The organism is Niabella sp., from assembly GCF_030150205.1.
GTDB lineage: Bacteria > Bacteroidota > Bacteroidia > Chitinophagales > Chitinophagaceae > Niabella.
In genome coordinates this window covers 35,587-60,380 of sequence record NZ_JASLGT010000031.1, presented here as the reverse complement: position 1 = coordinate 60,380, position 24,794 = coordinate 35,587, and the positions used below count along the sequence as shown (strand labels likewise).

Sequence of the window (24,794 nt, the reverse complement as noted above, 5' to 3'; positions counted from 1 at the left end):
ACAACAAAATATTCAACAGCCTTGACGATGTAGAAAACACATTAGTACGCGCGTTGGAGTCATATTACCAAAACCCCGGGGCAGTAAAACAACTATCAAAAGGATATGACTATTTTAGTAATAATGATAGCGGTTAATTATGATTTCTCCTTTTCCGCAGGCTAAAAGCACTCCCATAAATATAAAAGCAACGATCTGCCGCATACGATTTGTTTTACAACAAATGTACCCGCGTATATCCATCAACCATTATGGAAAGCCGTAAATCAGTTACCGGCGTTTTGTGCCTGTTCGGGGTGAATATGTTTTGCGATGATATAGTCGGTGACCGGTTTTAACCGTAACTGCCGGTAGATGGGATGAAATCCATCCGAAGTATAAAATTCAATATCCTTCCCCTTGTTAATTTTCACATACCAAACCGATCCCTTCGATTGCCCGGTAATGGTATCCGGCCGGGTGATCTTTTTAAAGGAACGGATCTTTTCCGGATCCAGCGGCTCCACCAGGGTGTCGCCGGTGGTTCCCCTGCAGGAAATTTGCTCGTACTGGTCGCCCGACCAGTACATGCAGGCATTCGTTGCGGGCAACACCTGGCCCATGGGAGTGGGTTCCGGTACCGGCTCCTTTTTCCCACCACGATACATCCAAAATCCTGTCAATGCCAATAAGGCCATAGCAAGAAAGGCCAGCCCTCTTTTTAAAACAGATCCGGGCTTGCGGACTTCCGGAACCGGTAATGGCACATTCATCGGCGAACCCCGATCCGGCTCCCCTTGTTCCAGGGTTCCGGATGTTTCAACCGCAACCGGAGCTGCCGGTTCCGCTATTGTTTCCGTATCCCCGGTTTGATCCGGCCCATCCGGAACGGTATTCGTTTCTTTTCCTTCATCGTTCTTCCCCGTCTCTACCGATACTGCAGGTTCCGGCTTTATTGGACCGACTGGTTCCTCAGCGGCTCCGGGATCTGTTTGTACAAATTCCGTATCTATAGTTTGTGGCTGCTCCTCTTCCGGTTCCACTCCTTCTAATGGTATTGCTTCATTTCCTCCTTCTTCTTCTTCTTCATTAATCTCTTCTATTATTTCTAACTCCCCAGCTAATGTTTCTGGCAATGGATAGTGTCTTCCCAATTCAAACGGCCGAGGCTCGAAATCGATCAGCCAGGCCAATAGTTCAATAACCCTGGTGTCTGGTTTTTTTGTTTTCCTGCTGATAAAATTCAGGAGCGGTTTCAGTTTATCCGCATCATACTTTTCTATCTGCTTCAGCATCATTTTTTGATCACCCGCTTCTCCAAAAATGTCGCTCAATGTTCTAACATCCTTTGGCTTATATCTTTTAGGGCATGCCTCCAAACACGCATCCCGCAGCTTTGCGGTAGTAGGTAAACTCAATGTGGATGGAAGTGCATTTTCCTCCTTCTTTTTCTCATAATCCAGCAGAACCAGTTTTGTGTAATCAGCAAACATCGTCAATAATTGTGTCGTAAAACTAATGGAATTTCCGGAATTCCGCCGGCATTTCCGGAATCTTCAAAGGAATAATAAGAATGATTGGAATTACCGGAACCAACTAACAATCAACCTGTTGTGCCGATCTATCTTTGTTTCCAGAATCAGTTGCCCATCTCCTTTGCTAAGAGATGTTCCTGTACAGAACTGGTTTCCGGGAGCAGCGAAAGCGGCAGTTATAACCGGTTTGGGAAGCGTTTAGAAGCTTCCGCAATCCACACTCCCACCCCTTCCCAAACAATGTAAGAAGCGCTTCTTACGCGGCTTAAATCGCTGCGCCACGACCGGCGGCAGCATTCATTAAACATTTTAAAAAATAATACTATGATTGAAATAATCATCGCCTTTTTACTGGCGTTATGGCCCGGCCATCCCCATACAACAACTCCAACACCCAACGGCAATGGAACCGTTATAATCATGGGCGATTCGGACGGCCCGGATACACCTCCTGATTCTACTGGAGGAGACACAGAGCCGATTCCTCCAATACCGCTTCCTACTCATCCATAAAAGTGGCATTCAAAATAAGGCAAGAGATAATCTTGCCTTATTTTTTTATTTTTAGGCCAAATAACATTTTTGAAACAACTATATCCAATACTGCTGTTATCTGTTCTCACTTTTTCAGAGTGCAAAGAACCGCTTGGCACCTCTCCGCAATCCTCCATATCCAAGGATTACGAAAAGGGCAAATCTTTGTACAACATAAAAAAAGATGACTCTGCTTTTTACTACTTCAACAGAGTCGTAACCGGCGATCATGATAGTCTGAATATTGCCAAGGCCTATACCTATATGGGTATTATCCAATTTAACTCCGGCGATTATTTTGGTGCTCAGGAGACCGCACTGATTTCGATACGTTGTCTGAAACGTATGGACCACTTGAAAGAAAAAGATACGATCGATCATTACCTGGTCTCGAATTACAATGAACTTGGCCGAATCAATGCTGCTTTAAAAAATTATCAAACCGCCATTTATTACTACGATCAGACATTAAGGCTAACAAAAGATAATAAAAACAGGGCTATTATATTAGGTAACAAAGCTGTTGCATATCGACAAACAAAACAATACCCTCAGGCCATTGCCATTTATCAATCGATCATTGAAGACACAAAGGAGAACCCACAAAGATATGCCCGAATCTTGACGAACATTGCCTACACTCGGTGGCTTCAGGATTCCAGCCAACCGGTGGCGGCGGATTTACTAAAAGCGCTGCAAATCCGGGAAAAGGAAAAGGACGACTGGGGCCTTAATTCCAGCTATTCCCATTTGACCGATTATTATTCCCGAATACAACCGGATCTTGCGTTCACCTATGCGGAAAAAATGTACATGATCGCACGGCGACTTAACAGCTCATACGATGAACTCGAAGCGCTGCAAAAATTAATAACACTTAGTCCGCCTGCAGCCGTAAAAAAATACTTTACACGCTACCAGTATCTCAACGACAGTTTGCAGACCGCCCGGAGCAATGCCCGCAACCAGTTTGCCCTCATCCGCTATGAAACAGAAAAAAGCAAGGCCGATAATCTGGTATTACAAAAAGACAATGCGGAAAAAAAAGTACAGATCATCTGGCAATGGATCCTGCTTTCGGGGGTACTTGTACTCACTCTGGCCGGTTTCAGATGGTACCGGAAGCAAAAGCAACGGGCCATCCGTGAGCAGCAATTGAAAACATCCAAAAAAGTACATGATGTAGTCGCTAATGGCCTGTACCGGGTCATCTCGAAGGTGGATCATGATAAAACCGGGGGCAAGGAACAATTGCTGGATGAGCTGACCAACCTTTATGAGCAGTCGCGTAATATTTCCTATGAAACGCCGGAAGAAAAAACCGTTCTTCCCTTTAACGAATCCCTGACCGGATTGCTTTCCTCCTTTAGCGCTGCCGGTACCCGGGTATTGATCGTAGGCAACTCCAAAGAACTTTGGAGCAAGGTAAAGCCCGGTATTAAAAACGAATTAAAACAGATCCTGCAGGAGCTGATGGTGAATATGAAAAAACACAGCCAGGCTCAAAATGTAGTGGTACGGTTTCAGCTGGATCCGCAGGCGCTAACGGTTCAATATACCGATGACGGCATCGGAGCCCCGCCGGATTTTCGTTGGGGCAACGGCCTCCGGAATACGGAAAACCGTATTGCCGGTTTGGGCGGGCGCATTAGTTTTGACACCGCAACATCAGAAGGCATGAAAATTCAACTGTATATTCCAACTGCATAATTCCTATGATAAAGAAAATATTGATCGCCGAAGACTACGAGAGTTTCAATCTTTCCATTCAAAAAACCCTGGAAACATTGCAAATTTCCAACCCGGATTATGTGTACTATTGTGATGACGCACTGCTCCGCATTGAAAAAGCCCTGCAGGTCAACGACTCCTACGACCTGCTGATCACCGATCTTCATTTTGAGGAAGACCACCGGCAACAAAAACTCACCAGCGGGGAGGCGCTCATTGCCGCCGCCCGGAACATCCAGCCCGACCTGAAGATCCTGGTATTTTCGGCCACCGGCAAACCGGCCACCATTGAAGCGTTGTTTGAAAAAGAAGATATCGACGGCTATGTATACAAGGGCCGCAACGATGCCCGCGAGCTGCAGGAGGCCCTAGAGCAGATCGCTGCAAACCGGCGTTATTTTCCGCAGCAGTTTGTACAGCAGCGCAGGCAGAAGAACGCTTATGAGCTGGATGAATTTGACATTACCATCCTTTCCTTAATGGCCGGGGGAAAACGGCAGCAGGAGATCTCGGAATACCTGAAAAAAAACAACCTTAAGCCTTCGGGGCTCAGCAGTATTGAAAAACGATTGAATACCATCAAAGAGGCGCTGGATTGCAGCACCAACGAACAACTAATTGCCCATTGCGTTAAAATGCGTATTATTTAACCGGGGCAGTAAAACAACGTACTGCCCTTTAAGAGCCGGTGTATAGGATAAAGCCGTCCTTCAATACCAGCCGGCCCCGGAATCCGGAGCCTCCCCGGTTCCTTCCGCATTGCAGGATTTGCTTTCATTACCATCATCGGATGACATAAACCCCGTTTCGTCACCCTGAGCGCAACAAAGTGGAGTCGAAGGGTCTCTCAATTTTCGGGCAATCCGTTAGCACAGGGATGCTTCGGCTGCCCTCAGCATGATGGTAGCAAAACTCCTGGTCATTTCGAGCGCAGCCGGGAAATCTCTATACCGTCATCGTCAACAAATAAAACCCCATTTACGTTGCCTGGGTATGTCCGTAAAGACCTCTCCACTACGGTCGAGGTGACAATAATCTGGCTCGCTTGAGCGTACTGATTTTGTCATTGGCAGCGCAGCACAGCGAAGTCGAAAGGTCTCCCGGTTTTCGGCCTGTCCGGTATCACAGGGATGCTTCGGCTGCGCTCAGCATGACGGTAGCAGAATTGTTCTTCTTTACCTGGCGTGACCCGTTATTGATAACAATGCCAGGATCGATCAGACGCTGTATGGAGAACAACCACTCTTGCTGTTTCCTTCAAAAACGTTCAACAATTATTTTTAAAAAATCCGTCACTTTACGGTTTTCCGTAAAAAACAGCTTTGCCTGCGCTATACTTTTGACTCATAATAAAAGCGTTTATGATGAGCAAAAGTTATTATGTTAACAAAACCGCGCAAAACAATGGCGACCACGAAGTACATGTGGAAGGATGTTCCTGGTTGCCCGCGTTCAATAATCGGATCTCCCTGGGCCAGCACACTTCCTGTCACAGTGCCGTACGTGAAGCGAAAAAGTACTACACCCTGGCTAACGGTTGCAAATACTGCTGCCCTGACTGCCATACCCGTTAAGATCCAGCCATGAAATTCGGATACAGGATACCATCCTTAACCAAACGTATTGCCGCCCGCACATCGGTAAAACGATACATCCGGCATTCGCTGGGGTTTAAGGCCCCCAGGGGATGGGGATGGATCACGAACCCCAGGCGGGCAGCATATAACAAGATCTACCAACAAACTTCAAGAGGATGTCTTGTTACGCTGTTGTATCTATCCGGTATTTTTCTCCTGATCATACACTTCATATTTTAATCCCATAAGACTATGCCATTTAAGAAACTACTCTTGTTGTTATTGTTCTTTACCGCCTTTGGCGTAAGCCCCTCCCCCGCCCAGGCAAAGAAAAAGGCCGCCACCCAAAAAACCGTCACGGGAAAAAAGAGCAAACCGGGCAAAACAAAAACCATCGCCCCTGATGACGGAGAGTATTACAACGGGCATAAAATTTATACCGGGCCAAGAGGGGGCCGGTATTATATCAACCGTAACGGGAACAAGACGTATATATAGCAGCAACCAAAATCCACATATACCGGCAGACTGCACCAGCGCTCCGCCACCGCGTTCAACCGCGGCCGTTGCCCAACCTGTGAAAAGCATCTTTACTCAAATTACTGCATTACAAAAACAATAAATTTAAAGTCATGTCCATTTTTCAACCCGGCCCCTGGTAAATAAACGCCGGCCATCCACCCAAGACTAACGGACTGAAAAACCACTTCATTTTTTAACACAAACCGGTTACACAGTCCGAAATGAAATCCTTTTTCCTGGGCGTTTTGCTCCTCAACACCTGCACACCTGCAACCGTGTATATCTGCGACAGCAAAACAGCCTCCAGGTATCACTATAACAAAGACTGCAGGGGATTAAAAAACTGCAACTACCGGATCATAAAGACAACCATCGACAGTGCCGAAAAAAGAAACCGGACGCTTTGCCGGTGGGAAGAGTAGGGTGCAGATATATGATAAATGTACCGTTGCTCCCGAAAGGACCACCGGAAGCGATGAGGGGCAGACCATACCCGGTGCGTTAAACAGTGATCTTAAACGTTTATATACATGTTGAAATGAAACGGTTATTATATAGCTGCGCAAAGAAGATCCGGCAATGCTTCAATTTTCGCCGGCCGGTGCTTTGCCAACTGGACTATATGGACCTGGTTTTAGAAAACCAGCTGCTGCTGCTCATCAGCTGGGAAACCAGGCACACATACCGGATCTGTATCCGCCCGGGCAACCGTTCGGATAAGCGGCCGGCCGGGGCCGCTGTTTATACCCTGCCCGAAGGTACCCATACCGTAAAAATAGTGCTTAAGAACACCTGGCGTTCAACAAAAAAGGTGATCAATCTTAAACCCTTCTCTGTGGATCCGCAGCTGCGCCGGTATCTCGACGCCTGTTTTTCAAACGAGCCGCCTTTCGCTGTTTGCGTTGCACCGCCTGCGGTTATAAAAACAATGATCGGGTTAAAATACCTGCAGCCCCGGTTGCCGCAACAGCCTCAAATAACCGCTTTCAATATCTCTTTTAATCCATCTCAATTTAATGACTATGTCCCGTGACTTTTATCAAAGCCCCAAATCTTCGCGCATCATGCGTCTTTTTTGGAAAGCAGCCGGTGCCGACCGCTACATCCTGGAACGGAGTACCTACGGCGACCAGGTAAAATACCTGTGCCTGGGAGGCATTATTGTAGCAACGGGCCTGATGGCGGGCCTGGCAGGCGGTTATGCCTTCTACACCATCTTTGAACCAAGAGGAAATGCCATTGACTCCTTTAAGACCACGGCCGCTATCGGGGGTAATCACGACATTACGGATCTTGCAACCATGTTCAAAGCCATCGTGTTTGGTATCATATGGGGACTGATCATATTCAATATCGACCGGTTCATCATTTCCAGTACGGGCAAGGGCGACGGTACCGAAGACATCACCGGAAAAGAGCTCAAAGGCGCATTACCCCGTTTGCTGATGGGGGCCATCATTGCGATGACGATTTCCAAACCGGTAGAGATCCGGATGTTCAAAACCGAAATCGATATCAAACTGCATGAAAAGCAGATCGAACAGCAACAGATCTACAAGGCTAAAACCGATTCCGTATTCAACAGTGAACTCTCCAAAAAAGACAAGGAGATTGAAAAAACAGAAACGGAGTTAAGCAATAAGCGCAGCCGCTACCAGTCGCTTGAGCAAAACTATATTGAGGAAGCCCGCCTGGTTACCGTGGGGCCGCGGGCCCTGGCCGTCAAACAGCAAATGGACGGGCTTGCAGCTGAGATAAAGTCCCTGGAAGCCGATCCGGATTACCTGCGCGTAAAAAAAGAAAAAGAGGAGATCGAAGACCGGCGCACTGCCGCCCTGAATCAAAGTGAAAAATATGCCGCCGGCCTGGACGGGTTGCTGGAACGCATAAAGATCGGTCACGAAATATCAGGGCCGGCCATATCCTGGTTTATCACCCTCCTGTTTATGGCCATTGAGCTTACGCCGATCTTCTTTAAGCTGATGCTGATCAAAAGTCCTTACGACTATATGGAAGAAAACATCAAGGAACTCATTAAAGCAGAAAACGCCATCGAAATACAGCACAATTATTACCAGGATAAACAGGGACACGAAAGGGATAAGGTAGTGCAGCACCAGGTGATCCGGTTGTTAAAAGAAAAAATCGCCCTGCTGGAAGCACAAAGCCAGTTAAGTGAAGCGGCACTTGAACAATGGACGGAAAAAAAGAAAGAAGGCATTGCTGCGAATCCCGAGGCCTTTGTAACCGAAAGCGCGGTTCCGCATAATAATGTAACATCATGAGCAACAACAGCAAAATGCGCGGAATTGCTTCCCCTAAAAGTTTTGTAAAACTATTGGGTGCGGAGTACGGGCTGATGCGGAACACCGGCATATTGAAGCGGTTTTATATTTCAGCATTGCTAATCCTTGCCATCCTGTTACTGACCTGCATCAGCGTTTTTTATGCCATTGAGCTGTTGTTTCATTCCGTTGCCGTTGAGCTCACGCTGGCCCTGTTCTTCTCCCTGCTGTTTATCTGCATCTATATCTTCCTGTTAAATACGTTTTCGAAGGAAGACCGGAAGCACAAAAAGCGATGGAGTTTTTCAGATAGCATCCGGATCGGATTTATTGCATTTATAGGGTTCCTGATGGCACAACCACTCACCATCCTGCTATTTGCTTCCACGCTTTCAGCAGATGTAAACGACTATAAAGAGCAGCTATTGAAAGCGCATGCCGTCCGGATATCCGGGCTGGCAGCAAAGGAAACGGAAACCCTCGAAGCCCGCTACCGTTATTACAACCAGCAAAAGCATCAATCCGGAACAACCATTCACGACGGCCAGATCGCCAGGATCGATCGTACCTTACAGGCAACACATTCTAAAATGCTGGCACTTGAGCAAACGGCGGCGCGCACCATTGCGGCCAACAGCTTCTTTTTATACCGGATAAAAAAGGTGAGCGGAAGCTATCCGCTGTCATGGTTACTGGTCATAGCTATTGTGGCACTCTTTACGCTACCGGCCTTATTTATTTATACCATTTCCAGCGAGGAGCACTACTACCAGCAGAAAAAGGCGCTTGAACGAAAAATGATCACGGAAGCCCATCATTCGTTTATGATGCATTACCTGCAATTATTCAATCATTCCGTTACTGTTTTTTCGCGCTATACGGATCCTCCTTTTAATACCATCCGCAAAGCGCCCCCGGTTTCCGGCACTACAGACGAATTTATCCAGCAATATATGAACAACCGATAGCAATCCAAACTGCAATGGACTATAAAAAGGACTATTACAGTATATTGGGCGTAACGGAAAAAGCCACGCCGGAAGAGCTGCGGGGTTCCTACCGTCGTCTTGCCAAACGTTATCATCCTGATAAAAACCCCGGGAACCCGGAAGCTGAAGCGCATTTCAAACGCATCAACGAAGCCTACGAAATCCTGAGCGACCGCCAGTCCAGGGATATTTATGATCATTACCGTACCGGCCACCAAACAGAAACACCTCCACAAGAACCCGTTGGGGCCAGTGAAGCCACCGGTTATCACAACCCGCATAAGGAAACAAAAACGCGCACCTATACCGTTACCCGTGAAAAAAGAATTTACATACGGGGCATCATGGAAGCAAAATTCCAGGGCATACCGGATCTTACAGAAAGCTACACCGCGCAATTGGAAAACCGCTTTACCATTACCCCCACGGAAATACTCGTAACGATTTCCTCCGAAGATATTTATACCACCGAAGCTCCGGAGGAATACCGGACGGCCTACGCCGGCGCCAGTCCCTTTGCAACGCCAATCCTGCAACCGGTCCATTGTATCATCATTACAGCAGGAAAAGAGGCCCATTACCAGCTCGACCTGTATGACATCCGGATAAAGGACCCGGTATTGGATGGTATTACCCGGCACGAGCAATATAGTTTTGGTACCCTGCGCAGTGAGCTGTTTGCCTATATACTGCACCGGTATGAAGAAGCGGTTACGGAAACCGATACCACATGTGCTGGCGCCACCGGGCGCGTTGAAACAAAAACAGAAAACGGACAGGTCTTCACGAGAGAAGAGCGATATGCTGCAGATTGCACCACGTACTGGACGGAATGGCGGCGGGTACCCCAAAGGCAGCAGCACCGTGCTTATGCAAAACAAACCACGCCGGTTTATTCATCCCACTATCCGCAAGATTCCGGTTGGTGGTGGCTTATTCTCTTATTGCTTGCGGGTGTCATCTGGCCACCGTTATTAGGAATCCTGCTGATACTTGCCGGGGTGCTGTTGCTGCCCTTGCTGCTGGTATGGCTGACTGAAAAAGCAGCCAAAGGATTCCATTGGGTACTTGCATTGCTATTGGGTACAATCTTCCTGTTAACCATCGGTGCGATGCTTCAGCAGCCGGCCCGCCGCTCATCGCCTGTTTCCCACACCAGGCTGGACAGTATCGGCTCAAAAAAAGAAATCATCAGGCATCCGGATATGCGGCCCGATACATTCATCACGCATGTCCTCCGATGGCAGGATCGCGATGACAGTGTATATACCATACGACTTTCTGTATCCTCCGCCGAACGATACCGGTCAGCCCAGGCCCACCGGCAGATGGATGAGCCGCAATATGCTGCGCAGGGCATCGGATCCGTATACACCCATATGCTGGCTACCGACCAGGATGCTATGAAACCCGCAGCCATGGCTTTTAGCGATCTGGCAAGGGCCAAAAAGCTCAACAAACAGCAAACGGCATCCATGATCGTTTCCTGTATTCAATCTATTCCCTATGCGCTGATCGTAGACCGGTCCTGCTCCGCCAGCTACGACGACGCATATATTAACCGGTACCTTGCCGCCTGTAAAACCGATTGCTGTAAGGGATATGCAAAATTTGGTGTACAGTCTCCCGTTGAATTTTTAGGAGATCTGAAAGGAGATTGTGATACCCGTGCACTGTTCCTGTACAGCATACTGAAGCAGTTAGGGTATCCCGTAGCACTGATGACCAGCAACTACTACAAACATGCGCTTATTGCTGTTGCCCTGGACGAACCTTTGCCTGACAATGCCATTGCCATTCACGCGGATGGAAAGCGCTATTATCTGTGGGAAACTACTTCCAAAAGGTTCGGACCGGGTGAATTGCCTGCGTCCCTGTCTAACATCCATCACTGGAATATTACGCTTATTCAATAAAATCACACGCATCATGAACACGTTTTTACCGGCACACATTGGATTTGCTTTGTTACTTATGCTGTTTCAAACCTACCTGCTTTTTTATGTCACCCTGTTTTTGCTACGTCGCCTGAAACTATTAAAACGGCCCTATAATGGTATGGATGATGCGGAACTGGTCATGGCAGCTACCATTTTACTGGGTGTTATGTTCCTGTCTGGCGCAAACACACCCGGCCTAATTCAGGCGGCAAGATCCTACAGCGATATTTATCCATCCATAGGGAGACCGCTGCTGCTGTATTTCGCGCGTTTCTTTATCATTGTGCTATTCTTCAGCGGCTTGTATATCACGCTGTGTTTTGTAAATCTCCGTATTTTATTTCGCAGGCATTATCCGGATCCGGGCATGGCCGTGAGTATACTCGTGGCCGCGGTAACCATTGGTATGGCGCTGATTTGCTGGTTTACCAGCAGAGCCATTATTGATCAAATGACCCCGCAATTCATCAATTTCCGGTAATCGGGGATACAAAATCCGGGATGGGCCCATGTGTTGCCGGTCATTTTAAGAACAGGTTATGTATATGAAAAAGACAAACCCATACGGAGTGGCCGCACTCTGTGCTGCCTGCAGGCTCAGCAATAATAAATCCTCAAATCCTGTTGCCGCATGGGAGGAAGCAACATTGCAGCTCTTTGGAGAAGGAGCGGCACAGAAGAAGGGTTGTCCCAAAGCCGCATTCCTCGGACTTTGTGAAGAGGGATTGATTTCGGGCGTGCCGCGGGGAAGCTATACAAACTCCAGCAAAAATAAACGTTATGCAATCCGGATGGTAAGCTGGCTGAAAACACATCCAGCCCTACCGGTTCCTGTTGATGAGATGTGGGCTTATGCTACAGAGCATTCGGGCATCCGGCCCAACGGGCAGACCAGCGTAGTGGTGGCCTTATTTATCAATGGTTACCTGAATGGCTAATATTTTCCCTGATTAACAAACCGGGAGAAGGATCTGTTCCGACACATCCGATGATGAGCACCACGCTGTTGCTAATGCAAGGTTCAGATGGCACTGCACGTGGGAGAAGCCCCTTATGGCGGCTCACCCTTAAATGATTCATGCGCTTTTGCACCCGGCTCCTTCACTCCGGAAGCACCGCCCCCCTCCTCCTTAAACAGCCGCTTTAACTGCAAGGTAAGGAGCTGCCGTACCGGGCGTACAAATACTTTTATAAAGATGGCGTCCGGGGCCATCGCTTCCATGTTTTCAAAAATGGAGACCACTTCTGTGTAAATCATCATATACAGCATCAGGTCTCCAAACACCCAGGCAAACTGCTGCCCGAATGCAGCGCCGGAATCCACCACCAGGTTCAGGATCACGATGGATACAATAATACAACCACCATATTGCAGGAATTTTGAAACGCTTTTCCGTAAGCCTTTTGAGGTTCGGGGGATGCCGTTTAGGGTGGCCCGGGATACCCCGAAAATAAAATCGAGGATAAAGACCACGAGCAGGCCGATGAGCAGTGATGCACCCGGCAGGTATTGAATCAGATTTTTCATTTGTATGCGATTTAAAGATCGGTAAACACCGCCTGTTCATTTAATTTAACCGGGCCGGCGGTTCATCGGCCCGCGCCTCCCCTCCTCCCGGGGCAACGATGTACAAACCCGTTTGCAGCAGGTCCAGGTCGTTCAGCATGGCCGCTGCAATTTGCTGCTGGCTCCGGGCGATATGGATGCGGTAACAAACCAATAATTGCTGCAGCGGATCACCGGCATCCAGTATCCGCTCCAGCTTCCGGTGCTGGGTCAGGAGCTCATGTTCCCGCTTCCGATCCTCCTTGTTTTCTGCGCGCAGCTGCTCCACCAGCGCAAACAAGGGTGCCGCTTTTTGAAAATTTTTCTGCATGGTTTCCAGTGTCAGTTCTCCTTGCAGCATATCCCTTTCGGCCTTTTTCATTTCTACCGCCAGCCACAGCCTTGTTCTTTTGATCGATTCGGCGGAAGCTCGCATCATGGGGACGGCGGTTCGTTCCGGATCGGTATTCACCTGCTCCCAAAGCCGGAATACATGGTGCAGGCGTTGCAATACGGGGTCGGGTATGGCACCCTTGCCCCCCAGGTAATTTCGTACCATTTGTTTGGTGCCGCCCACAAGCCGGGCAATCTGCAGCTCCGTAAGCGGAAGGGGTATTATTGACGGTTTCATAATTGCTTATTTGAATGGTGAAAAAATAAATGGTTTTTTTAGCAGGATCAGCGGTAACCGGTATCAGTTCCACCCATCCGGCAACAGGCGATGTAGCGTTTCGGTAACCAGCTGCTCCGTATAGGCCGCCAGGGCGATCTGGTGTTTTACCAGCTCCTGTTGCACGGGACCATATAGATCGGTTAAGCGCAGGAGCCGGATCTCCATTTTTTTTAATCGGGCATGGTCATACACCGTGGTATCGCCTGCTTTTAGCAAGTGTTGCACCAGGATCAGTTTATCCGGCACCGGTCTGAAAAAACAACGCATCCGCTCCAGCCGGGCCTGCAACAGCCGCCCCTTCTGCCGGGCCTGTGTTTGCTGCTGCAGCAACCAGTGGCGGGCCTGCATCTTTGCATGCAGGGTATCAATCAGCGGGAACAGGGGCTGTTTGCTTTTACAAAGCGTGTTCCAGGCCTGGTATAACTGATCCAGCCGCTCCAGCTGGGCGCCGGGTGCTGCCCGCAACCCGTTTTCATACCAGCGAACGGCGTTCTTTGAAATGCCCAGCAATTTGGCCTGCTCTGCGGTTGTTAAGGGCAGCGTGCTGTTGTTTGTTTCCATTAGCTTATTTTATACGGGTGAATCAAAACCGGTTAAAACAAGCCGCCCTTACGGGGACGGCTTGTTCAAATACCTGGTGCAGGGGTCTCAGATCTCCGCTTTGCGGGTCTGCACTTCGCTGATCAGCGTAGCCGTTTCTTCCAGCTCGCGCTGTACGCGTTGTACCTCATACACTTTTTCCAGGAGAGCCACATCGCCAAAACTGGTTTTGCGGTTTTCCAGCAGGAAAATGCGGTACCATACGGTGGTACGCTTTTTTACATGGTCCAGTTTAATGGACCCTTCCGGAAGACTGGCAATGATGCCGTCCAGTGTTTCCAGCTCTGCTCTTTTGCTTATCAGCTCCGTGGCATTTACAAAAGCATTGCTGGCGTACTGGTTTTGTAGCCGCAGGAGCGACATCTTTTTCCATTCCAGGTCTTTTTGTTCTTTGTCTGCAATGGCCAGCAGGGCATCGCAGTCTTCAATGGTCGTTAACTGATTAACGGGATACATTGCCATACGCTTTACATTTTAATTCCGGTTGCCCGGAGGTGAAACAATACAGCAAACCTATCCCTCCGCAGCCCCCGTTTCCAAGCGGGGTGCCCGGCTTTCCAAAAGGTTTAACAGTCAGCCCTGCTGCTGCACGATCACGGCCCCGGCCAGCGCCGCCTTTTGCAATGCGGTCAATGCCTGTAACCGAAAGACCAGGAGCTGCCGCCGCTGGGGGCAGCAGGCTGCCAGCTGAATCTGCGTTAGCTCTGCCCGGTTTTTGAGCAGGGCCATCTGGCTGCTTCCTGCCGGCGTTTCGCGCATCAGGGCCTTTAACAGGTGCATCCGTTTTACCAGGAACGGGTATTGCGTTTCCTGTTGCGCAAGTTGTTGTGCCAGCGATACCGAACGGGCTGCAGCCCTTTGTACCTGCGCATTTAGCCGGTTCATACTTTCCTTTTGCTGTACTTTTAAATACTGGTTCTGATCACCCCGGGGCAGCTGGTTTTTCGGCCCATACTCCTGCCACAATAAGAGTAGCTGCGTCCATTGTTTGGAGGCCCTGGCGGGCAGTGCGCGCAGGCCGTTTTCAAACATCGCAATGGTGCTGCGGGATACATTCAGCAGCAGGGCCAGCTCCTGCTGGCTCAGGTTAAATTCTTTACGGATGGCTTTCATATAAAAAGTTTTTTTATTCCAGGGAAGCATTTCTTTGTGACAGGAATCTTGTGACCGTTTTAAATTGTCACAACATTCCTGTCACAGCAGTGGCATAGGGATCCCATCCCCTGTGGTGGCTCCTTATTGGGTGCAGTAACTGCACCGCAAGCGGAAGCACCGGTGGTTGCCGGAATTATCAACAGTCCCGGTCAGCCCCCATTCATCCGGCTTTTTTGGAAAAGCGCAGATCAGGATGGTTGCGTAATGGTACGAGGCGGATTCATGGCAATGAATTTAGAAGATTGCAAAAACAGGAAGTGTTGGGCTATAGCATTATTGGTGGTGCTGACATATTCCTGCAGTTCCCGAAAAAAATTTATTTAGGTTTGATGAATACCGGGGATATACGATGGGGTATGTTTTAGTGCGGGTTCAACATCGGTCTATCCCTAAAAAATCATCCGGCCGTTATCGGCGGTATTGCGTTTGCGTTGTAAGATCCGTGCAGCAGTGAAAACATCCCGATGGCTATCCGGAACAATGGTTTCTTAAAGCGATCATTCCGGAACCGGTTCCTGTTCCCGGATCCTTCTGCTTTGTACATAGGTACAGTTCCGCAGCAGCAAACAACCTGACGATCGATGCGCTGTCACCGGCATTTCCGGCGCTGCACCATCAGTCGCCGGAGGGCCGCCGTATATCCGGTATGCCCTGTTGTTGCAGCCAGCTGCGGAAACCAGTTGCATCCTCCGGGCTAAAATGCACCACGGTGCCGCCTTTCAGCAAAATGGTAAAAATACCGGAGGCTTCTATGTATTTGACCAGGGTTCCGGTATCGTATTCAAAACCCGGGTAAAAAGCAGTGTGTTCTGTATGGGCTGTTGTCATGGTTATTATTTTGAAGGCTGTGCCTAGAATAAAGATACAAATAAATATTATTTATTTCAAATATAATTATTTGTTAAGTTGTCATGAATTTCAGGGATAGGCATGAGGCTTACTGAATGCTCAATCCTGTCCCCAAGAAACCATAAATATTATTTATTGAAACTTGTTAAGACCAAACTGGCTGAACGCGGTAAACATTACAATTACTTTTGAAAATAATGAAGTGAACCATAAACTGGATTTATTGGGCCGATCAGACGCTTCGGTTGTATTTGGGAAAAAACAAATGTTAAAGCGAACAGCATGCCGTCTCTGTCATAAAAACATTATGTATTCAGTAACTGGTTTTTCATTTTAAGAAACTCTTCTTGCGTTATAATTCCCTGTTCTCTGAGGCTGGCAAATTTTTTCAATTCGTCTGCAACAGATATTTGGGGCAATATATCACTTTGAGCTGCGTAAGTATCCATAAGCCCCTCTACAACTTGCCTTGCTTTTATAAAACGTTCTCTTTGTCCATAAGTAAAAATCAAAGCATTCGCATCATTAACGACATTAATGTTATCAATTTCACATCTCACTTCTCCATGCGTTTTAAACTGGATGCATCCATTTGTCAACCAATTGGCATTTCGAAAACTGATCGCTGTAATATTTTTGATTAAAATTTCCTTATTGCTCGCCAAAAAACCTCTGGCAATAATTCCTCCCAATCCCTTTCGCCTGATTACAACTTTAGTGTTAGTAATGACTAGTTGTCCGGTATATCCGTTTGCCTCTAATAGCACGTCCATCATATTTATCTGTGTTAATTCGTTTAATTATTTTCTCCCAATCAGGCCCGGTTATTCTATACTCTTCTATTCCTCATTAGTATTCTGTCATTTGCAATTTTGAATAACCAGTGCTACATAGCAGCCCCTTTGAATTAGTTTACTTTTAGATAATGAAATACTTCAGCATTCTTTTATAGTTTCAATATCCGAAAAGCAAATACAAACCTCGTAAGAAACCTTATAAAGCAAAAAGTAGCTTTATATTTTGCTATAAAATTGATTTGCCAGATTTGAAATCCAATTTAATCCCTTAACACGGATTTACTTTGTTGCAAGCCTTTTAGCCTCCGCCAGGTCGATTCGTGCTTTTTGTCCATGCTTTTCCAAAAGAAACAGCAGGTTGTTACCATTTAATAGCGTTATAGGTTTGTTCTTTGCAAATTCATATGCATCCGGACCATAGTCTGCGGTAGTTACAAGAATCCCTTTTGTTGCACCTTCATTCATTACTGTTCCGTAAAGATCCCTAACAGAAGAAACACCTACTGTATTTGTATACCTTTTAGCCTGTATAACGATTTTACCGCCGCGAATAGGATCCGGGTCAAACGCCACTGCATCAACGCCGCCATCTCTGCTTGCCCGTGTCACCTTCACTTCTCCGCCATTGGAGCTAAATTCCCGTTCAAATAGTTCCCGGAGCAAATGCTCAAAATCTTCCCAATCCATACTGGCCAGATTATATCCTTCATGTAATTTATCAGCCACCTCATAAGAAGAAACAAATCGGTTGTCCGATTTACTGACCTGAAGAAGGGGTTGAATCGGCGTCATTCCACTTAGCTTGCTACTACCCACACCTTTTAAGCTTTTAAAGCAAACTTTAGGATCAATATGGGCCAAATCGACTTCCAAGAACTCCGATTTCCGGGTTTGAATAGAAACAATGCAACTATTATCTTTTTTTCCTGTTGCTTTATTAATTGCCTCCACCCAGCCATTAAACACTACCATATCTACGGCTTCAGCCTTATCTGCCTCAAAAATTTCATGAATTGTTCTGAGGCAAATATTATAAATGGTAGTATCATACATTTTGGAGAGTTGCGTTTCTGATATATAATTCTCTTTTATTTCTCTTTTTGCAGCAATGTATTTTACATCAGCTATTCTTGGAAGCTGATCGGGATTGGGCAAAACATATTCGATTATCAGGATTTTATTGCTATCGTTATACTCCAGGTCGAAATTTTTTGGAAACGTATCCGGATATTGTGAATTATTCAAAACCAATTCACAATATTCCACTACTGCGTCTGCATCGGATTTAAAATACAACGCTTTCATTTCATCAATCTTCGCATTGCTGAGTTCCTGGTCTTTATAATATGCGTCCTTCTGAAGTTCCCACTCAGATACCAGCTTTGCTATCCGGGCCTCAGCATCCTCCTTTTCCTTTTTAGCAATCTTGAGCTTTCGCTCATATTCATCATCCATTTTCCGATTGTATTCATCACACTCCTGCGAATGTTTTTTCCAAGCATCCAGTGCCGCTTCAAAATTCAATTTTGCAAGATCTGCCTTCTTTTGTCCTTTAGATTTTATAATCTTATCAAGAAACGATAATTTAGGCTGGAAATCGTGTGCCTCAGGAGCCTCATTTTTCTTCTTGTAAACCACCTTTAGGGGAATTGAAATATTTTTCAATTGTTGCGCTAACTGAAATTGCGGGCTTCGTACATTAAACTTCTTTTTATCCTTTAAGGTGTCCCATTCAATGGTATCATCGATTCCTAATGTATACAGTAGAATATTTTCCACTTCGGCCAATCTTTCTTTTGCCTCGGTCGCTCTTTCTTCCGCTAAACTCTGGTTTGCTGCCTTTGTTGCCTGCGCATTATTTTTTACAACATGCTTTTCCCATTGATCGTTCCATTTGGAGAACTGGGCCTCTATCTTCTGATCCAGAATCCATTCATCCTTATCCCTTAATACTCTGTATGTTTGTAGTCCTCGATGTCTTATTTCTGCTACATAGCGCGGTTCCATACTGCGTGTATACTCTACGGAACGATACGTTGTATGTAATGTATCCAATTCTTTAGCCATAAACTCGTTATTTTTCCTGAAGCGTACGCTCTTATCTCCTCCAAATAGTAATTTGAACGAAATTAGAGAAGCGCCTCTTTCTTATATCAAATAAAATATTTCAACAAATAATTTACTAATCTCCAGCAAGAGTTGAAATGCCTTTAAATGGGCTGTTACATAAATGAGCTATGCGCAGTTATATTTTGCATCTTCAACATCAATTCTTGTTTGGTCTGATAAATATAGCAAAAGATTTCAAACCGGCGTTACCGGTTTTGATGGCCGGAGCCCACAGGTTTGTCATTAATTTTAGTGACAATCAGCAGCTGAGCGGAGGGTCAGCGCGGCTTTGCATCCATAAAGGGTAAAAGACTTTTCTTGCGCATAAGCTTTTTATACCGGGCATATTTGGGCACATGCTCCGTTAACAGCATACAGATCTGTTCTGTTAACCATAATTCTATCGGCCGATCGGGCGTCCACCCCATCTTTGCGAATCCGCCACATAGTATATAGGAAGCGGTGGGTGTCCAGAAATCTCTGAACAGATCATCATAGTCGATAAAATCATCATCTTCGCTTTCACCAAAGAAAAAGATAGCCTCGGGTATCGCAATTCTAAACGCCGGCACTTCTCCGGATCCGCCACCTAACAAAATATCACCGGTCTTACCGTAGAAATCTATTTCGTCCTCAGGAATATCCTCCTCCAACTCATAAATAGCGATCCTTCTAATATCGTTGTTAAAAACAAAATCAAAATCCGAAGGGCATTCAATAAACCCTATATGTTGATGCTTATACTTATCAATCGATGCCATAATTATTTAAAAGTTTAAAACGCCATCTCAAAAATCGGTATCATTTTTTTGTAATTATAGAGGGCTCTGATGTAAGGTCGTCAATTTTTATGGGTTGTTTTAAAAATACAAAAAATGGAGATGTCCCGTCAGCGCAGCGCTCCGGTATAAAAATATACGAATCGTTGTTTTTTATTTACGGGAAACCGTAATCCGGATTTATTTGCTTCATTCTATTTGCAACCAGGTATCAATGCACTGTCATTTTTTATACGATATCAGCGTAAAATCGCCAATCTCCGATTCTTTGCTTTTAATAAAATGCATTGATCCGACTACAGACATCGCTGGAAACAATTTTTACACATGCAGCCAGTTGTTCGCGATTATTTTTCCTAAGGTTGGAATCAAATACAGTCCGTTTACCTTCTTACCGTTGCCACAACTAAAGAAGAGCTCCATAAAGCACATTAAATAGCCCATCTTCATAAATTTAAACCACATTGCTTGATAAATTTAGTTGTAAGTTTTATCAATACAAGGGACCGGGTCTATTTACCGCTTCTATCATATATTTCAATGGCATAACCCGGAAACCCACGCCATTGCAAATAACAGCAGCGGCAGGCGCCACCCGCCTAATTTACCGGCACAAACGTAAACATCCATTTTACGGGGTTCTGCCAGTTGCGGGCGGTGAAGGAGCCCACGGGCAATTTTACCAGTACATCGTTCCAGCCTTTTTTCAGGAAAATATAAACCGGCGGCCGGTACGCATATCCTTCATCGGTGAGCGGAATTTCCAGGTCGCCTTTCCCACCGGCCCGGTGCCAGGAGGGCGGTGGTATGATGCGGTTGTTGACCCATAGCTGGTTGCCCCGGTTGTCCCAGGCGCCTTCGGGCGGGGAATCGGTAGCCATGGAGCGGGAAAGATCGTTAAACCCGATCCAGAAGGCTTGTTTACCCTCCGCAGGACTCCAGATCCGGGTACGGGCATACCAGGTAGTACTGTCCCGGGGATGCGCAATGGCTCCTTTGATCAGCGGGTACCACCAATGACGCAACACGATGGTGCCGCCTCTTGCGGTGGTGGCCGGCGGTGGCTGGTGATCTGTTTCCTGCTCGGGAACAAAGGACGCGGAAAGCTGCCCTTTGTTATTGTACGGGCCGGTGAGCTGCCATAGCAGATTGGCCTGCCGGGCATAGGAAAAGGGCATGCCGCTAAAATACAGCTGCTGATGATCGAGCAGCCGTTGCTCAAATTCAGCAAAAGCCGCTTCATCCCCATCACTGATGTTGGCGATCCATCCCGGCCGGCCGCCGCCCCGCCAGATCCGCTCGGCAAAAGCCAGCATCCCGGGGTATACCGGGTTCATGGTCAATACATCGGAGGCTGCCCGCACGGCCCGGTCGTGCCATACACAGAGGGTGGCCCCGCGAAATGTTTCCGCGCCCGCGTCTGCGGCACCGATGCCGCGGTTAAACAGGCTTACCACCGCTTCCAGGGGATCCATATGATTGAGGTAAAGATGCCGGGAATCGATATAGCCGGCCTGCTCCGGCTGCCGCTCGGGCCGTCGATCGTCTTTCCATAACTGCAGCAGGGTACCGTCGGTAAAATTGCCGCCGGGTTGCCAGCCGATTACTTTTTTGCCCCGGGCCTGGAGGTACCGCGTCATTTCGGGTATAAACGATGGGTTGGTGATTTTTACCTCATCGGCCCCGATATGGATATACGGAACATCATAGGTATCGCAAAACTCACTGAGTATCTGCTTTACGTATACGATACCGGAGTCGCTCTGCATATCGGTTTTCAGGGCTCTTTTAAATGCCGCACTATGCCCCGGCATGTCTATTTCCGGAACAAAGGTAATATAGCGCTCCCGGCAATACGCCACCAGGTCCAGGAGCTCCTTTTTTGAATAATACAGGCCTTTATCGCGCTCCATATTTTCCGGTGCGGTGAGCTGGGGATACCGGTCAATAGCGATTCGCCACGCAATATCTTCCGTTGCATGAAAATGAAATACATTTAACTTGTACCGGCTCATTACATCAATCTGCTGTTTGAGCAGCTCCGGCGGCATATAGTTCCGGCCCACATCGATCATATACCCGCGCCATAAAAAAGCCGGCGCATCCTTGATAACACACTGTGCCACCTGGTTTCCGCTGCTCCACAGCTGGCGCAGGGTTTGTATGCCATTAAAAATACCATGGGAGGTTGGGGCGGTAAGAAGGATCCGTTTTGCGGTAACCTCCAGCGCATAGGCTTCCGCATTTTCAAAGGCTCCGGCCGGATCCAGCCGGAGCTCCAAATAACTGCGGCCCGGGGAATCGGAGCGGGCAATGGCTGCTTCATATCCTTTTTCATACAGCCATTCCTTTAATACCCGGGTTTCGCGCTCCAGGCCTTCCTGTGCTGCCAGGATAGTGATCCGGGCATCGGCCTGGAAAACACCGTTCTTCCATACCAGTTCTTTGGGCATTGGAAGCAGGGAGGGCTGTGGCATGCCGGCATGCGTAGTGTGGGCATCCGCATGCAATGACCGGGTCTGCCGGTCCGGCTGCGCGGGCAGCAGCTGCTGCACCATTAAAAGGGCGGCACTGATGATACCAATTCTGAATAACATTTTTATTAAAACAACTTAAAGATAAAAAGCCGGTCCCGTATCCGGCATCCCCCCTGTTTTTTACAGGCGGCTGATATGGTTTTTCAGCAGCCGGGCGCAATACCATTCCTGGCGCGGCAAATGGAAGGGGCCTTTAAATAGGTTGCCCTTGGCCGTTTGCGCAATGCTTCCGTTGCGGTGCAGGTACCCAAACCATTCTCCGTTTTGCCGATCATGAAAATGTGCGTAGGCATAATCATGGATCTGCCGGTGCCAATCCGCATACTTTTCATTACCGGTTACCAGGTAGGCCAGCAAGGTGGCAATGATGGCTTCGTTCTGCGGCCACCAGAATTTCATATCCTGCCAGTACTCCTGCACCGGTTTATGGTATACATCCCGGAAATAAAGAATACCTCCATGCTCGGGGTCCCAGCCGCGTTCCCACATATAATCGAGCATCCGGCAACCCAGGTCGATCAGCCGGGGGTCGTTATCCCGGTAAACGGCTTCGTGTAAAATAAACCAGGCGCCTTCAATGGCATGACCCGGGTTTAGTGTGCGCCCGTCGATATGATCGATGATGCTTCCGTCCGGTGCCACCTGCTCCATCACACACCGGAGCTCGTCTTTTACAAAATGCTGTTCTATTTCCCGGATCCATTGCATGATGTATGCATCGCAACGGGGATCGCCAATTGTTTCCCGTAGCTGCTGTGCCGTGTTGATCATGATCATTGGCACGCCAATACCTTTGGCCGGACGGGTACCTGCAAATTTCGGGGCCAGTTGTTTTTCGCCGGTTGCATACCGGATGCATTGGGTAAAAAGCTCCCTTGCCCGGTCGGCCGCCTGTGCATCACCGCTGGCCCTAGCATAGGCGGCATGTGCAATGGTTGCAAAGGTTTCAGAAAAAAAATACCGCCTTTTGCGGATGGGCTGCCCGCTGCGGGTAACATGAAAGAACATCTGCCCGTCCGTATCAAAACAATGGTTGTTTAAAAAGTCAATCCCCGATTTTGCGGCAGACAGCCATTCGGGCCGGGGCGCCACCGTATTGTAGAGGGTAGCGAGCAGCCAGGCGGCACGCCCCTGTATCCAAACGGCTTTATCATCATCGATTAAGGAACCGTCCTGGTCGCGCATAAACAGGTATCCCCCGTATTCCTCGTCGATGCTCCTGGGAAACCAGAAGGGAAGGGTATCTTCGAGTAATTGGGATTCGTAAAAATCTTTGAGCCGTATCAGTTCTTTTTTATTCACAGCTTTTATTTTTTTAGTGATTCAAGAAATGTGCCTGCAGGCAATGCCGCCCTGTTTACCAGTTGGCGCTTGTAAACGATGCCCGGCCAGCGGACCATTGTTGGCTCTTTTAACGGGCGTTACCATGGCACCACAGAGAACATAATTTCCGTATAGTTATTCCGCTCATAAAGCACACCGATCTTTCTGCGGCTTATTTTTACGATATCCGAGTAGCCCGTCACATCGCCCTTTTTATCCAGGGCATAAACCGGCACCTGCTTTTTCCATTTCTTACCATTGTTTTTGCTGATCCGCAACGTGAGGTGATTGCGCTGCAGTGTATCTGCATTGTTACAAAAAGCCAGTATGCGCCTGCCCCAGCTTTTACCAATGGTGAGCAGGGATCCCTGGCATACCGGGTCTGGCAGGTTCCGGTCAAATTGTTCATTCGTCCAGGTTACCCCGCCGTCTTTGCTCACTGCGGTATAGCGTGCCTTTATATGACCCTGCTGATTCCGCAGGTTCAGCATCAGCCGGCCTTTACTGATTTCCGCTGCCATATTTTCGTTTCCGCCTTCAAGGTCTACATCTTCACTGAGATGAAAGGTTTTTCCATGATCATCGGTATAAAACCCATGGGCGCGGTAATCCTTAAAATGCGCCTTTGGATTACCCGCCGAATGATTGGCCGCTATATACATGCGGCCCCGGTACTTACCCTGCATAAACTGCATGGCATGGCCGGGTGTATTGGCATAACTTCTCCAATCTTCCGCAAAATGATACGCCGGGTTTACGGAAGGCTGGTTGGGGCGATGGGTTTGCAGGGTGATATTTACTGCCGCACCCCAGGTAAGGCCGCCATCTGCAGAGGTTTTATACCAAACCTCCCGCAGGCCGTTCCCTTTACGCACTTCACCTTCGTGATTATTGCCGGTGTTGTAGAAAAGAAAGATACGCCCGGAAGGATAGGCTGGATCCGTGAGGTCTACAACAGGCGCCGGGTTTCCAACCTGCAGGGTACCTTCATCGGCCACTACGGTAAGCGGGCTCCAGCTGCGCCCGTTATCCACACTGGTCTTTAATACGATATTGATATCGCCAAAATCGCCGGCATTATGTACGCGGCCTTCTGCAAAAGCCAGCAACCTGCCTGTGGGCAGCCGGATGATGGCGGGAATGCGATAGTTTTTATGGCCTTCCTTTCCCGATACAAAAACCGGCACGTCTTTTTGCGCGTTTGTTTGCAGGGAAGTAAACAACACCAGCAGGAATATACCCGGTACAACCGCCGGGCGCCGGCCTGTTTGTTTTATGGGGTGGCGTCCTGCACCCGCTTTGCGTACGAATCTCCATTTCATATGATATGATAT

General features: G+C 47.7%; 25 protein-coding genes. 12 read left to right on the top strand and 13 right to left on the bottom strand.

From position 1 onward, the window contains the following. Window positions 1-266 precede the first annotated feature (266 nt). On the bottom strand, window positions 267-1,472 hold the full coding sequence (locus tag Q1V85_RS23145) for a hypothetical protein (RefSeq protein WP_300603903.1): 1,206 nt from the start codon (window positions 1,470-1,472) through the stop codon (window positions 267-269). Between the two features lie 741 nt (window positions 1,473-2,213). Here Q1V85_RS23145 and Q1V85_RS23140 point away from each other — a divergent pair. From Q1V85_RS23140 to Q1V85_RS23085, 12 genes are all read left to right on the top strand, one after another. Beyond that, window positions 2,214-3,758: a tetratricopeptide repeat protein gene (locus tag Q1V85_RS23140; protein ID WP_300603900.1), complete on the top strand. Its 1,545-nt coding sequence runs from the start codon at window positions 2,214-2,216 to the stop codon at window positions 3,756-3,758. Between the two features lie 5 nt (window positions 3,759-3,763). Further along, a complete protein-coding gene (locus tag Q1V85_RS23135; protein ID WP_300603898.1) occupies window positions 3,764-4,429 on the top strand; it encodes a response regulator in 666 nt (221 codons plus the stop codon). Between the two features lie 711 nt (window positions 4,430-5,140). After that, complete coding sequence (locus Q1V85_RS23130) at window positions 5,141-5,353, top strand: hypothetical protein (RefSeq protein WP_300603895.1); 213 nt, start codon at window positions 5,141-5,143, stop codon at window positions 5,351-5,353. Between the two features lie 9 nt (window positions 5,354-5,362). Beyond that, window positions 5,363-5,596 (top strand): hypothetical protein, encoded by a 234-nt coding sequence (locus Q1V85_RS23125; RefSeq protein WP_300603893.1) that lies wholly within the window; start codon window positions 5,363-5,365, stop codon window positions 5,594-5,596. Window positions 5,597-5,608: 12 nt separating this feature from the next. Then, a complete protein-coding gene (locus Q1V85_RS23120) occupies window positions 5,609-5,854 on the top strand; it encodes a hypothetical protein (protein ID WP_300603891.1) in 246 nt (81 codons plus the stop codon). Window positions 5,855-6,099: 245 nt separating this feature from the next. Beyond that, window positions 6,100-6,300, top strand: coding sequence for a hypothetical protein (locus tag Q1V85_RS23115; protein WP_300603888.1), 201 nt, complete (start codon window positions 6,100-6,102; stop codon window positions 6,298-6,300). A 116-nt stretch (window positions 6,301-6,416) separates the two neighbouring features. Then, the gene (locus Q1V85_RS23110; RefSeq protein WP_300603886.1) at window positions 6,417-6,911 is read left to right on the top strand and encodes a hypothetical protein; all 495 of its coding nucleotides are present in this window, start codon (window positions 6,417-6,419) and stop codon (window positions 6,909-6,911) included. Window positions 6,912-6,942: 31 nt separating this feature from the next. Then, complete coding sequence (locus tag Q1V85_RS23105) at window positions 6,943-8,163, top strand: DUF4407 domain-containing protein (protein ID WP_300603884.1); 1,221 nt, start codon at window positions 6,943-6,945, stop codon at window positions 8,161-8,163. Then, window positions 8,160-9,131 (top strand): DUF4407 domain-containing protein, encoded by a 972-nt coding sequence (locus Q1V85_RS23100; protein ID WP_300603882.1) that lies wholly within the window; start codon window positions 8,160-8,162, stop codon window positions 9,129-9,131. The genes Q1V85_RS23105 and Q1V85_RS23100 overlap by 4 nt, the downstream gene beginning before the upstream one ends. A 14-nt stretch (window positions 9,132-9,145) precedes the next feature. Then, entirely contained in the window at window positions 9,146-11,068 is a 1,923-nt protein-coding gene (locus tag Q1V85_RS23095; RefSeq protein WP_300603879.1) for a DnaJ domain-containing protein, read from the top strand. Between the two features lie 13 nt (window positions 11,069-11,081). Then, complete coding sequence (locus Q1V85_RS23090) at window positions 11,082-11,573, top strand: hypothetical protein (protein WP_300603878.1); 492 nt, start codon at window positions 11,082-11,084, stop codon at window positions 11,571-11,573. A gap of 64 nt (window positions 11,574-11,637) precedes the next feature. Further along, window positions 11,638-12,030 carry a hypothetical protein gene (locus Q1V85_RS23085; RefSeq protein ID WP_300603875.1) on the top strand — a complete coding sequence of 131 codons (393 nt, stop codon included), beginning with the start codon at window positions 11,638-11,640 and terminating at the stop codon, window positions 12,028-12,030. 113 nt (window positions 12,031-12,143) lie between these two features. Here Q1V85_RS23085 and Q1V85_RS23080 read toward each other — a convergent pair whose 3' ends face one another. The 12 genes from Q1V85_RS23080 to Q1V85_RS23025 all read right to left on the bottom strand — a co-directional run bounded on the left by Q1V85_RS23080 (window position 12,144) and on the right by Q1V85_RS23025 (window position 24,782). After that, window positions 12,144-12,620 (bottom strand): phage holin family protein, encoded by a 477-nt coding sequence (locus tag Q1V85_RS23080; protein WP_300603873.1) that lies wholly within the window; start codon window positions 12,618-12,620, stop codon window positions 12,144-12,146. A gap of 40 nt (window positions 12,621-12,660) precedes the next feature. Continuing rightward, on the bottom strand, window positions 12,661-13,269 hold the full coding sequence (locus Q1V85_RS23075; RefSeq protein ID WP_300603872.1) for a hypothetical protein: 609 nt from the start codon (window positions 13,267-13,269) through the stop codon (window positions 12,661-12,663). A gap of 63 nt (window positions 13,270-13,332) precedes the next feature. Continuing rightward, a complete protein-coding gene (locus tag Q1V85_RS23070; RefSeq protein ID WP_300603869.1) occupies window positions 13,333-13,872 on the bottom strand; it encodes a helix-turn-helix transcriptional regulator in 540 nt (179 codons plus the stop codon). A gap of 87 nt (window positions 13,873-13,959) precedes the next feature. Next, window positions 13,960-14,373, bottom strand: a complete 414-nt coding sequence (locus tag Q1V85_RS23065; protein WP_300603867.1) for a hypothetical protein — start codon at window positions 14,371-14,373, stop codon at window positions 13,960-13,962. A 111-nt stretch (window positions 14,374-14,484) separates the two neighbouring features. Continuing rightward, the gene (locus tag Q1V85_RS23060) at window positions 14,485-15,024 is read right to left on the bottom strand and encodes a helix-turn-helix transcriptional regulator (protein WP_300603865.1); all 540 of its coding nucleotides are present in this window, start codon (window positions 15,022-15,024) and stop codon (window positions 14,485-14,487) included. A gap of 657 nt (window positions 15,025-15,681) precedes the next feature. After that, window positions 15,682-15,894, bottom strand: a complete 213-nt coding sequence (locus Q1V85_RS23055; RefSeq protein ID WP_300603863.1) for a hypothetical protein — start codon at window positions 15,892-15,894, stop codon at window positions 15,682-15,684. A 326-nt stretch (window positions 15,895-16,220) separates the two neighbouring features. Then, complete coding sequence (locus Q1V85_RS23050) at window positions 16,221-16,691, bottom strand: SHOCT domain-containing protein (RefSeq protein ID WP_300603860.1); 471 nt, start codon at window positions 16,689-16,691, stop codon at window positions 16,221-16,223. 300 nt (window positions 16,692-16,991) lie between these two features. Next, window positions 16,992-18,779: a restriction endonuclease gene (locus Q1V85_RS23045; RefSeq protein WP_300603858.1), complete on the bottom strand. Its 1,788-nt coding sequence runs from the start codon at window positions 18,777-18,779 to the stop codon at window positions 16,992-16,994. Window positions 18,780-19,099: 320 nt separating this feature from the next. After that, window positions 19,100-19,582: a hypothetical protein gene (locus Q1V85_RS23040; protein WP_300603856.1), complete on the bottom strand. Its 483-nt coding sequence runs from the start codon at window positions 19,580-19,582 to the stop codon at window positions 19,100-19,102. 617 nt (window positions 19,583-20,199) lie between these two features. Further along, window positions 20,200-22,197: a family 20 glycosylhydrolase gene (locus tag Q1V85_RS23035; protein WP_300603853.1), complete on the bottom strand. Its 1,998-nt coding sequence runs from the start codon at window positions 22,195-22,197 to the stop codon at window positions 20,200-20,202. Between the two features lie 60 nt (window positions 22,198-22,257). Continuing rightward, window positions 22,258-23,439 (bottom strand): AGE family epimerase/isomerase, encoded by a 1,182-nt coding sequence (locus tag Q1V85_RS23030; protein ID WP_300603851.1) that lies wholly within the window; start codon window positions 23,437-23,439, stop codon window positions 22,258-22,260. Window positions 23,440-23,558: 119 nt separating this feature from the next. Then, on the bottom strand, window positions 23,559-24,782 hold the full coding sequence (locus tag Q1V85_RS23025) for a sialidase family protein (protein ID WP_300603848.1): 1,224 nt from the start codon (window positions 24,780-24,782) through the stop codon (window positions 23,559-23,561). Window positions 24,783-24,794: the final 12 nt, after the last annotated feature.